The sequence below is a fragment of the Pseudoalteromonas sp. TB25 genome, from assembly GCF_000497995.1.
GTDB lineage: Bacteria > Pseudomonadota > Gammaproteobacteria > Enterobacterales > Alteromonadaceae > Pseudoalteromonas > Pseudoalteromonas distincta.
On the sequence record NZ_AUTI01000300.1, the window covers coordinates 1 to 13,065 of the forward strand.

A 13,065-nucleotide genomic window follows, 5' to 3' on the forward strand; every position below is an offset into this window, starting at 1 on the left:
CCCCAGCCACTTTTAGCAATAGTACCCGTCCAAACTGGTGTGGTTTGTCCATTTACGGTGAGTGATAATGTAAGTGCAACAACAGGTTCGCCATCAAGCCCTGCTTTGTAGCGCCACTCTTCAATGCTGCCTGTTAGTACATAGTCAGCTTGTTGAGTGCTTAACCATTGCATAGCATTGTCTAAACGGTATTGATCATCCAGCGGTGGAAGCTCTTTGGTGTTTACGCGAGGTGCACGTATAAGAGTTGGTAATTTATTTTGTTGCCAAATACTGGCTAAAATATCTTCAGCACGCTCACCGGCAAGCGGTGTTTGAGCATGATTAACAAGCGGCATTAGTGCCACTGTTTTTGAAGGGCTAAGCTCTATATCATCAGCAACTCTGCTGGTGGTACATGCTGATAATAGTAATACCAAACACGGTATAATTAAACGAAACATACTCTCTCCTAACATTAAAAATGTACGTAATAACCTAATTGTAATTGTGTATCTGAGTTACCCACTTTATTACTACTTTGGTAACCCAGCTGTAATTTAAATAAATCATCGCCCAGTACAGACCAACCTGCGCCACTTGAAACTGATACATCTACTGTATCGTTAAGTGTTTGATAGCCAGTACTTATATCAAATAACCACGAAGGGCTTGCGCCTAAATAAGGAGGTTCTAATGAGCCAGTTGAAGCAAATGAAGTCCCTAGTGCAAAACGTCTAAATGGTTGAAGGTCAACTCTTAGCGGTCTTCTGCTTGCATCTGTATTTATTAATGCATTAACACGTTCAAAGTCTTGCCATTGCGCACTAAAATAAGCGTTCCAAATTGGGCGGTCTTTTAAAATGCTGTATTGGTAACGAGCATTATATTCTTGGCCGTTTATTAGTGAGCTGCCATCGCTTCTTCGAGAAAAAGACATCGCTGCTGCTGATAGCTGTACGTTTTGTCTACCATCAATATTGTAGTTAACATAGGCCGTGGCTTTATCTAGCTGAGCATAGCTAAGTAGTGCTTCTGATTGGCGGTTTTCAACATTATATTCAAGCTTTAAACCTACCTGTGTTCGTGAATCCCATTGATAACGAGAGTCTAAGCTAAGACCTTGGCGGCTAATTAAGCTGCCTTGGTGCGAATCTATTTTTGCATCAAAATACCAACGACCAAAGGTCATTTTATCTTCTATCGCAAACAGTAATCCGTTGTTATCAAGGTTTTGCTGATTACTTAAACTTAATTTCCATTGCCCATTAGCATAAGGAAAATAAACGTTTACATCGTACTGGCTACTGTTTAAACCAGCCTCTGGTGATAGGTTTATTTCAAGCGCTCTAAAATAGGATGAGCGTGCATTCCTGAGTAAACTCAATTGCGATTCATTTGCCTCGCCAGTGAGTTCTTCGTACCAACGTTGCATGGTGGCATAGGGTTGTTTTAAATAGAGTAGGGCGTTTAGTTCATCTAATTTGCTTAGTGAACCTTCAGCTATAAGCTGTTTCGCTTTATTAAACTCGCCGTTGGTCATATAAAGTTGTAGCTTTTGCCATGGCTCTAATTTTTGTGCAGCTCGGCGTGCTAACCACCAGTTTGTTTGGGGCTCACCAATAGTGTCGGGGGCAAGTTCTTCCATTGTGTTTAATTGCATTAAATGAGGAACAGCCATCGCGCCCGCCCAGCGGAACATTAAGCCTCTGTATGCATATTTATCTTTAGGTAAGTGTTGCAGTAAATAGTGATTAAGTTCAGCAGCATTTGCATAATATCCAAGTTGTTTCATTACATCGGCTAAGTTAACCAGTGTTGTTAAGTCACTTGGCTCTGCAATGGCCAATTTACGCAAATAAAAGTAAGCACTATTATATGATTTTTCATAAATAGATAGGCTAGCTAAGAGCTGCGTCCACGCATAGGAAGTGTCGCTTTGAGAATAGCGCGTTAAAATGCGGCCAATCATTACAGTGTCATGCATTTGCAGCGCTAACCAACCTTGTGCAAGCACAACATCAGAGTCATATTCGCTTAATTTAGCAGCGCGGTTTAAAGTTGTATAAGCTGAATTTAAATCACTTTGGTTTTGATACCAATTAGAAAGAATTAACCAAGCAGGATAGAGAGCTTTATTATATCGTTGTTTATCAAGTTCAGCATGAATACGTGCAACTGATTTAGCATCATTTACTTGTGTGCTTAATAATGCAATTTGAATCAATTGACGGTCAGTTTGCGACTCACTTTTCCATAAATAATCAAGAAGCTCCTGAGGCCTACCTTCAAAGCGCAATTGTTGGTAGTGCAGCATGTCGCCTACGCTTAAAGGGCTTATTTGTTGTAACTGCTCTAATGCATATAGCTCATGAGCTTTGTCTTGGACTCGCATTGCCATGTCTACATTGGCACTCCAAAACTCATCGTCAGAACTTTCATGTTTGTTTTTTAGTACTTGCAGAGCTGTAGAAAAGTCATCTTCTAGCCAAAATGCGCGGGCAATCCAAAGTAAATCTTCTTCATTTTTAGGCCCTTTATATGTAGGCCACAAAGCTCTTAATGCTTTTAAATTACCAGTATCGTGAAGTACTTTTGCTTTCCAATATTGTGATAACGCACTTTTACCATTTATTTGCTCAAAGCGTTCAATATTATTTAACTCTTGCTTTGTGTTACCAATAAATTCGTTAGCTTGCATCCAATTAGCAAAGCCATTTCCTTTTAGATTTCTATTTTGGGCTTTATATTCGTATATATCATTAGCATCTTGGTATAAATATAGAGTGGTGGCATCGTTAATACTATCGGTAAGCATCGCAGGGGTTACGGCTTTGTTAGACATTAGCCATTTAAACTCTCGAAGTGCTTCTTTAGGCTTGTTTTGCCAGCGCTTTATCTTCCAATTTAATAAATGTAGCTCTTTGTCACCTGGGCTCTGTAGTAATAACTTTGCGAGTAATTGCTCTGCCCCTTTTGCATTTGCATTTGCTAAACGCAGGTGCATCGCTTGTGTTAAGTACTCGGTGTTATTTGGCTCATCTTTTAATAAACTTTCAATGGCTTGAGCTGCATCTTCCGTATTGCCTGCTAAGTTAGCCAAATAAAGTGTGCGTTTAATATTGGCTTGGTCGCCATAGGTTTTCCACCATGCATAAGCTTGTGCCGGGTTATTTGCACCAAGTGCAGTTTCAATCGCTTTAGCTGCAATGTCAGCATTTATATTTGTTTTATAAATAGCGAATGCTTTGTCAGGTTCCCCTGCGCTTAACCAGTAATCGGCTGCAAGGAGTGGCTGTTTATTTTTTTGATAATACTGAGCAACTTTTGCGTTTAACCCAACGGCTTTTGCAATTGTCAGTATTTGTTCGTTCCAATTTTTATGAGCTCCTATTTTTAATGATAGCTCTTCAAAGCGGTCGTCAACTTTAGCACCACTTGCTAGCCATAATGAGTAAAGCAACTTTATTTCAAGTGTTGCTTTGCGCTCGCCTCTAGGTAGCTTTTCAAGCTCGTTAGTGGCTTGTGAATACTCACTAAGCCCTATATGTAGCTCAACCAATTTAGCGCGAAGCTTTTCGTTGTCGGGCTCTGTATTGAGCGCTGCATTAAGGTAAGATTTCTCAAAGGTATAATCTTGTGAAAGTGCATCATCTTCAAAAAATAAGGTATGGGGAAATAACGCATAAAGTGCAAAACAACTTACAGCTAGTATCGCTAATATTGTTTTTATAGAAATTAACTGAGGGCGCTTTTTAGTATTCATTATAGAGCAGATCCGTTGCAGTTAAGGTAACCATAAAAGTCACCTGTAGGTATTTTAAAATGTGTTATTTTACCCCGATTAATACCTTTGAAGCGCTCACCCAAATTAGATACAAATTCGCAAGAACGTGCATTAATTAAATCAAGTGAAGCGGGCACCCATGCTTTAAAACTAACCGGTCCGTTAACTTGCCAGTTATCAATAACAACATTTGCAGATGCTAAATAAGGTTTTTTACTATTTTGGCTATGATCAAAGCTAAGGCGAGCTATGTTATTTATAATATGTATGTAGTCACCTTTTTCAGTTACACCAGATACACCTTCACTTTGAGCTATGTTTGGCACATCAAAATCGCTAGATATGCGCAGAGTGCGAATGTACTTTGAGCTAAATAACCATTCATTATCACTGTTTTTAGCAAGTGCAGAAAAGTAAAAGTCTTTTGCTACTTTTGCATAGTGGCTTAAATGCACCGGTGTATTTGGCCTTGCTAAAACATAATCAATGTTGTGTTTTAGAGCGTCTAAGCCCGCAAGAACTTCACCTGAATAAAAGTGATAATAAATAGTGTAAGGTTTTAACCTATATGGCTTTTCTGTTATTTCGAATGTTTCGGTTAAGCGTCTAAAGCCGTAATAAGGGCCATGCCATAAGTTTGTGTAAACATTTTCATTTAATATGGGGGCGTAAATTTGATACAGCAAATCTCTTTCAGGGCGACCGATAGGGGAGATGTGAGAAAGGCTTGGGTTATCAGCATTTACATCAGTATTACCGCCATTGACATTTAACACACCAGCGTCACGAGCAAGTTCAAGTGCTTTTGGGCCAGGTGTTGCATCACCAGACCATAGCATCATTACTGTTTTTTTATTTTTAGGTGCGAGCTTGTCATTAATGTACTTTATCGAGTCGGTAATTTCTTTTTTAAGGCTAATTGTGTTGTAGCCAGGCACGTCTAGATGAAAACCGTAATCTGTGTCGTCTTCATCTATTTTTTTTCGCCCAGATAGTGCTGTCCAAAAATAGGGATGACTATAAGTGTGTGAAGCAACTTCTACGTAAGGCAGGTTAAAAATACTACGCGCAATGCCTTCGAGTTTGGCACTTTGTTTAGAATGAATACCGCCTTCTTCAATATCAGCTTGGATCACTGATGACGTTAACGGTAGTTTGTAGTGTTTAATTATTTCATCTCGAATTACTTCTGCTGAATAAGGCTTACCTGCGTAGTGGGCAATACTTGTAAATCCATCTCCATCGATATGCAAAGTAAGCATTCGCCTGCCGCTTTCGGTGGTTGTATCTGGCACTAATATAGGTGGTAACCCCATTGCTTGAGTAAGCAATGTACGCGGATCAATAACCCATTTGCTGCCTTCCATCGGAAATGTATCAATTAGCCAAGGAGCAACTACTACTGCACCATATTTAGTTTTAGCAGCTTGTACAATTATTGTGTTATCAGCTGATTTTATTGTAATTAAAGGAGTCGCATTAGTTGCTAATTTTAGTAAATATGGTTTAACGATAGGGGGAGGTGTTGTGGATTCTCCTTTGAGCCAAGGTGCAAAGCTATCTTGTTTATATGGACCTTCAGGTAGTGTGTTTAACGACTCAATACCCATGTTAAATAGTAATTTAGTTGACTGTGGTAACTCGCCTAAAATAAGTTCTGGCACAACACCTAAATTAGCTTCAAGCCAATTGGTAAGTGTTGGGGTGTAAAATGCATCGCTTGAGGTCCACGAAATAATACCGGCATGTAAGCTAGGGTCAACCAAAGGTAAGTCGCGTTTTGCCATATCTATGTAATCAGGTATGTACCCCAAATACTCAATCATGGTCGCAAGCTTTAAGTGTACGGTAGTGTATATGAGTGGTTTTACGTTACTGTTATAAGGGATTAAAATGCGCCTAGGGATCGGCGTAATTGATGATGTGCCCCACGTTTGCAAGTGACCGTCGGTCACCCACGGATTGAAACCTGCGTCTATAATATTTTGTGCCATAGTAAGGCGATTACCGGGCTTTGCATAATCAATAACTTGGACGTTGAGGCCTAAACTTTGTGCTGTTTTTAATTGTGCGCTTAGCCAATCTTGGTCGTTTTTGCTGGTCACTTTATAGCTATTGTCGGTTGGATTGAAGTGGCTATACAAACCTTCAGCAACTAAGTCACTTGCTAAATTAGCGAGTTTAGGCAATAACTCAAATCCCCGATTGAGGATAAGGTGCTTATCAAAAGTCTCAGATAGTGAGCTTATTATGGTGACTAACCCAGCTTGTTGATCGGGTTTACTGTGTGTAGCATCTAATAGCTGATAGCTATCTAGGGTATCTAAAAATAAGCCGCTAAAGCCGCGTGCTTTTAATGCCGCAGCGCTACTTTTAATATGTTGTTGCCAATGTGCTGATGCTAAATCGGCAATATGGCTATTCCAGTTAGGGTTAACTGCGAGTGAAGACTTACTTTCAATAAACGACTCACCAACACTTAAATAAGCATAGACAGCAATATTACGCTGTTTAAACCAATTAAGTTCGTGCTCAGTCACAAGATCAGGCTGGACTACAACGCGAGAATAAAAGGTCATTTCGGCTAATGGCATCGGCGCTGAGTAGTAAAATGCAATACTATTATTCACAGGCTTTGCAAATACTTGACTAGAAATTAAAAGCACTAGGTATAAAAAATATTTCATTAGTAATTCATTTCAATTAATTTATAACTGTGGCTCAAAGTAATGCGGTCCAATTTATCTAGCTATTTGGTATTAGTAATATAGGGTTATTATATGTTAATGGAAGATTAATTTCTACATGTTAATTCAACCATATACTCAAGGGGTATAATAACATGCTGGTTTGATTAACTCACCACAATAAAACCCATTGGTTTGCCACTCGAGTTATTAAGAGCAACCTACAAACCTATACTTAGAAAAACGATAAAAGAATGTATCAATATGTTACTTACAATAAGAGCTTAGTTTTTTATTACTCACCATCAAGCAGCTCTTTTACATTTTAAGTAACCGTAGAATTGACCTTTTGGCAGACTAAACTGTGTGATATAAGCATTTGATTTACCTTTAAAGCGCTTTCCATCATTAGAAACAAACTCACAAGAACGCCCATTAACTAAATCAATTTTAGCAGGCACCCAGGCTTTAAAACTGACAGCTCCATTCACTTGCCAATTATCCATGGAGACATTAGCTGAAGCTAAATACGGTACATTGTTTTCTTGGCTGTGATCAAAGCTAAGCTTTGCTAAATCATCAGTTATATGAATGTAATTACCCTTTTGAGTGACGCCGGATATTCCTGAACTTTGAGCTACATTAGGAACATCAAAATCATTGGGAATACGTAATGTTCGAATACTTTGAGAGCTAAAAACCCATTCGTTATTGCTGTTTTTAGCAAGAGCTGAAAAATAAAAGTCTTTAGCTATTTTTGCATACTGGCTTAAATGTACTGGCGTATTCGGTCTTGCAAGTACGTAGTCTATATTATATTTCAGGGCATCAAGTCCAGCAGGTAGTTCACCAGAATAAAAATGAAAGTAAATACTATAGGGTTTTAATCTGTATGGTTTTTCTGTAATTTCAAATGTTTCGATTAGGCGCTTAAAACCATAATAAGGCCCATGCCACAAGTTGGTGTATACGTTCTCGTTAATAATGGGTGCATAAATTTGGTATAACAAGTCACCTTCAGGTCGTCCAATTGGCGATACATTTGTAAGAGTTGGGTTATCAGCTTTTACTGAAGTATTACCACCATTCACGTTGAGCACGCCAGCTTTTCTTGCTATGGCTAAAGCCTTTGGTCCTGGAACCGCATCGCCTGACCATAGAATTAATACTGTTTTTTTATTCTTTGGCGTCAGTCGTTCATTAATATATTGAATTGACCCTGAAATTTCTTTTTCTAAATCGACAGAGAGATACCCAGGAATATTTAAATTAAGTCCGTATTTCGTATCATCTTCATCTATGTTTTGTATCCCTGATAGCACTTTCCAAAAGTAAGGGTGGCTGTATGTGTGTGATGCAACCTCTACATAAGGTAGTTTAAATATATCTCTTGCAACTTGCTCAAGTTCTTCACTTTGTTTTGGATGTAAGCCGTTAGGCTCTATGTCTGCTTGTATTATGGAGGATGTTAATGGCAATTTGTACCTTTTTATTATTTCATCGCGAATAACTTCTGAGTTGTATGGCTTACCTTTGAAGTGCGCAACGCTACTAAATCCATCGCCATCTATGTGCAAAGTTAACATACGCCTTCCGCTCAGAGTCGTTGTATCAGGAGCTAATATTGTGGGTAAATTTAGTACTTTTGTTAACAAGTTCTTAGGGTCTATCACCCATTTACTGCCTTCCAGTGGTAAATTATCAATTAGCCAAGGGGCTACTATTATGCCACCTAGTTTAGTCTTACTTCCTTGCGCTAGGATTTTACCATTTGCTGAACTAATGCTAATTAACGCTGTGGCGTCTGAGGTTAACTTAAGGGAATTTGGTCTGATAATTACAGGTGCTTTTGTAGTTTCACCTCTTAGCCAATCGGCAAAGTATTTAACTTCATAAGGGCCAGGTTGCGCATTATTTATATTTTCTACGCCTAAACTAATCAGTAATTTATTTGATTGAGGTAATTCCCCTAATATTAGCTCCGGTACTATTTTTAAACCCCCTTCCAGCCATTTAATAATCTCAGTACTATAAAATATATTACTAGTAGTCCAAGAAATAATGCCGGCATGTAAACTGGGATCTATTTTAGGTAAACTTTCTTTAGCTACATCTACATAATCAGGAATATACCCTAAGTATTCTATGACTGTAGCAAGCTTTGAATGAACGGATTTTTTAACTAAGGGTGAAATATCGCTATTATAAGGGATTAATATTCGCCTAGGCACAGGTGTTATCGATGATGTACCCCATGTTTGCAAGTGGCCATCTGTCACCCATGGATTAAAACCTGCGTCTATAATCTTTTGTGCCATAGCGAGGCGGTTATCGGGCTTTGCATAATCAATAATTTGGACGTTGAGGCCTAAGTTTTTTGCTTTTTTTAATTGTGCGCTTAGCCAATCTTGGTCGTTTTTGTTGGTCAGTTTATAGCTATTGTCGTTTGGGTTGTAATGGCTATATAAACCTTCCGCCACTAAATCATTGGCTAAATCAGCGAGTTTAGGCAATAACTCAAAGCCCCGGTTGAGAATAAGGTGCTTATCAAAAGTTTCAGATAGAGAGCTTATTATGGTGACTAATCCAGCTTGTTGTTCGGGTTTACTGTGCTTGTCATCTAAAAGTTGATAGCTGTCTAGAGTATCTAAAAATAAGCCGCTAAAACCACGTGCTTTTAATGTCTCAGTGCTCCTTTGAATATGTTGTTGCCAATGTGCTGATGCTAAATCGGCAATATGGCTATTCCAGTTGGGGTTTATACTAAGTGAGGACTTATTTCTATTAAAAGACTCGCCAACACTTAAATAAGCATAAACAGCAATATTACGTTGTTTCAACCAATTAAGTTCGTGCTCAGTGACGTGTTCGGGCTGAACTACAACGCGAGAATAAAAAGTCATTTCGGCTAGAGGCATCGGGTACGAATAGTAAAATGCAATACTATTATTTACAGGCTTTGCAAATACTTGACTAGAGATTAAAAGCACGAGGTATAAAATATATTTCATTAGTAATTCATTTTTATTAATTCATAACAGTGGCTCAAAACAATATGTTTTAATCTATCTGGTTATTTGTTACTAGGAAGATAGGGTTATTATATGTTAATAAAAAATTAATCTCTACATATTAATTTAACCTTGAGGCCAATATTTATACTCGCTTACAAATAATCTAACTCGCCGCAATTAAAACTAATTAACTTAAATAAAAGCAGTAAGGCTACGTGGATATTATTTATAGAGAGTGTTTTAAATAATGGATAAACGTTGGATGAATTATTTTTATTAAGACTAAGGTCTCTGCGTTATTGGTGTCTAAAATGCCGAGTTGGGATTATAATATGGCTAAGCTGACTTCTAACTAACTTGGTCCTACCTAATTTTACCTATGCTTTTCTTAATATAAGTTTAAAGCGATATAAATGAGCGAAGTTATTTTGGGCAAATAAGTAAATCTGCAAACTATATTAGTTTTGCTAGATTTTAGTTGTTGCTGCACACACACCTTTATTCACCTCGGAGAAAAAATGAGTAATTTAAGCTTGAAAAACAAATTGCTGTTACTAGCTATTTTACCGCTAATGCTACTTTTGATCAGCTTAATGCTGAGTTCTTATTATTTAGAGAATAAAAATCAGCAACAAAATTTTGAAGCATTTCAAACTAAGTTAATAAGTGACAAGCAAACGTTACTAAGTACCGAAATTGAAATTGCTAGCAAAATTGTTCGCTATCAATTAGCAAATGGCTCTGAGCAAGATGCTAAAAACGCTTTAAGAGACTTAACATTTGGCCAAGGTGGTTACTTTTTTATATACGACACCAATGGCATTAGTGTTTTTCATGCATTACTAGGTGATGCTATTGAAGGGCAAAACAAAATAGGGATGACTGACCCTAACGGTAAAAAAATAATAGTGGGCTTATTAGAGCAAGCTAGAAAAGGCGGTGGCGCTTTTAACTATCATTTTCAAAAACCAAATACCACAGGCTTAGTTGAAAAGATGGGCTATGCAGCAATGATACCAGGCACAAACTGGATGATTGGTACTGGCGCATATATGGATGATATAGACGCAGAGCTACTTAAATACCAAACAACAATGCAAGATCACATGAATGATAAGGTAATGACCTTATTATTAATTGCTTTATTTTGGGTTGTTTTAACAATTATATGTGCGTTAGTTGCCGCAAACACAATGGTAAAACCAATACAGCGCATGGCGCAAAGCCTTGACGATATTGCAAAAGGTGAGGGCGATTTAACTAAGCGTCTAGACATTGATACTAATGATGAAATAGGTCAACTTGGCGAAGCATTTAATATGTTTGTAAGTAAGCTACATGGCATTATTGCTAATGTGGTTGATGTAACACACGATGTAAAAACAGCTTCTGGTGACATAAATACACAAACACGATTAATTGAAGACAAGTTACTTAATCACAATCATGAAACAGACCTTGTTGCAACGGCTATTACCGAAATGTCGGCTACTTCTCATGAGGTGGCTCAAAATACAAACCAAGTGGCAGAGTCAACTCAAGCGGCAACGCAAGAAGTTGCTAAAGCTCAAGAGTGTGTTGATATTTCACTCTGTGAGGTTTCAAACTTAATGGGCGAAATTAACCTAGCTGCTGAACAGGTTGATTCACTCAGTGATCAATCTAAAAAGATTAATAGCGTACTAAGTGTAATTGGTGGAATTGCTGAGCAAACAAACTTACTTGCACTCAATGCTGCAATAGAAGCTGCGCGAGCAGGTGAGCAAGGCAGAGGGTTTGCAGTTGTAGCCGATGAAGTAAGAAGCCTAGCAAGTCGTACTCAAGTTAGCACCCTAGAGATTAGTGAAATGTTGAGTGAGCTACATAATTTAGTATCAGATGCAGTTGCAGCAATGCAAGCAAGCCAAAGTAGTTGTAATCGCTCTGTTGAATCCTCTCGTGCTATTTCAGAAAGTTTAGGCGCTGTAACAAGCTCAGTTAGATCAATTAACGACATGAGCACACAAATTGCGACAGCGGCGCTGGAGCAAAGTAGCGTTACAGAAGAAATAAACCGTAATGTATTTGCTATTCAAGAAATAGTTAATGAGCTAACTATTTCAAGTAAAACCACCTCTTCAGTTGGTCAGCATTTAGCTGGGCGTGGTGAAAGCTTAGGACACTTAGTTGGCCAATTTAAAATTTAACAAAGCTTAAAGCCCTACACTAAAAGCCGCTAATAGCTGTCTCTTATACACAAATCCCTGCTAAGAAATTAGCGGGGATTTTTTTGAACTAAATCTCAATGTCATGATCAGATCTTCAAATCTTGTTTGAGGGCACATTATGATTAACGAACATACTCATTGGGCAAAACAACAATTCGGTAAATCGGACTTAGGTGATCCAAGAAGAACAGCGCGTCTGGTAAAGTTAGCATCAACGCTTGCAAATGAACCAGGAAAACCACTTGTAAACATCACTCAATCCCCCGGCGATATGGAAGGTGCCTACCGCTTTATTCGCAACGAGAATATTGGCGCAACGGCTATAGCAGAGTCAGGCTTTAAAGCCACGGTTGAACAAGCAAAAAGTCATAACTTGTTGCTCGCATTAGAAGACACGACCACACTAATTTATAAACATTCCTCCATTCGAGATGATTTGGGTCATGTCGGACGAGGAGCAAAACAACGAGGCTTGTTAGCTCATAGCGTATTACTGTTTGCGCCAGACACAAAGCAAGTTGTGGGATTAATTGAACAGTCTCGCTGGAGTCGTGATATCAACACGATTGGAAAAAGAGAAAAACACGCGACGACTTCTTACGAAGAAAAAGAAAGTTACAAGTGGGAGTCAGCGTCACGAGCGATGGCAGAGCGGCTGCAAGGACAAATGGCGAACGTGATATCGGTGTGTGACCGCGAAGCGGACATCTACGAATACTTGCAGTATAAACTGACCGAGCAGCAACGATTCGTCGTACGCTCGATGCAAAGTCGTCATATTGAAGAAGGTGAGGATAAGCTCTATGCGTTTGCAAGCGAGCTGATGAGTGCAGGCACCAAACACATCCACATTGCACAAAAAGGAGGAAGAAAAGCCCGAAGCGCAACACTGGATATCACCTATGCGCCAGTGACACTCAAAGCGCCTTACAATAAGAAAGGACACTCCCTCCCAGTTTACTATGTCGGCTGTACAGAGCGAGGAAACGCTAAGAATGGCTTAAGCTGGCACCTATTAACCAGTGAACCAGTCACCAGCAAAGAAGACGCCTTAGCTATCATCACCTACTATGAGCACCGTTGGCTTGTAGAGGAATACCATAAAGTCTGGAAAAGTGATGGTACGGATATCGAAAGTTTACGCCTTCAAAGCCAAGATAACATGGAAAGATTGGTGACGATTAATGGCTTTATTGCGACGCGAATATTGCAACTAAAGTTCACCAATGAGCAGCCTGATTCTCCAAGTTGTGAACAACTGTTATCTCCCAAAGCATGGAAGTTATTGTGGTTAAAGAGAATAAAAACACCATTGCCTGAAACTGCTCCAAATATGTCATGGGCGTATCAGGAACTGGCAAAGTTAGGAGGCTGGAAAGATACCAAGCGCA

The 13,065-nt window shown here is 38.8% G+C and carries 6 protein-coding genes; 2 read left to right on the top strand and 4 right to left on the bottom strand.

The genetic code is table 11. The features are described from left to right. From L652_RS0110975 to L652_RS0110990, 4 genes are all read right to left on the bottom strand, one after another. Positions 1 to 443, bottom strand: a 443-nt coding sequence (locus tag L652_RS0110975; protein ID WP_024603451.1) for a hypothetical protein, incomplete at its 3' end; no start/stop codon positions are given. Between the two features lie 14 nt (positions 444 to 457). Further along, positions 458 to 3,745 carry a tetratricopeptide repeat protein gene (locus L652_RS0110980; RefSeq protein WP_024597300.1) on the bottom strand — a complete coding sequence of 1,096 codons (3,288 nt, stop codon included), beginning with the start codon at positions 3,743 to 3,745 and terminating at the stop codon, positions 458 to 460. Further along, positions 3,745 to 6,453 (bottom strand): endo alpha-1,4 polygalactosaminidase, encoded by a 2,709-nt coding sequence (locus L652_RS0110985; protein ID WP_024597299.1) that lies wholly within the window; start codon positions 6,451 to 6,453, stop codon positions 3,745 to 3,747. The genes L652_RS0110980 and L652_RS0110985 overlap by 1 nt, the downstream gene beginning before the upstream one ends. Before the next feature lie 305 nt (positions 6,454 to 6,758). Beyond that, a complete protein-coding gene (locus L652_RS0110990; protein ID WP_024597298.1) occupies positions 6,759 to 9,464 on the bottom strand; it encodes an endo alpha-1,4 polygalactosaminidase in 2,706 nt (901 codons plus the stop codon). Positions 9,465 to 9,985: 521 nt separating this feature from the next. Between L652_RS0110990 and L652_RS0110995 the strand changes: the two genes are divergently transcribed. Both L652_RS0110995 and L652_RS0111000 read left to right on the top strand, forming a co-directional pair. Next, positions 9,986 to 11,653, top strand: a complete 1,668-nt coding sequence (locus tag L652_RS0110995) for a methyl-accepting chemotaxis protein (protein ID WP_024597297.1) — start codon at positions 9,986 to 9,988, stop codon at positions 11,651 to 11,653. A 139-nt stretch (positions 11,654 to 11,792) separates the two neighbouring features. After that, on the top strand, positions 11,793 to 13,065 hold a 1,273-nt coding region (locus L652_RS0111000; protein WP_024603372.1), incomplete at its 3' end, for an IS4 family transposase.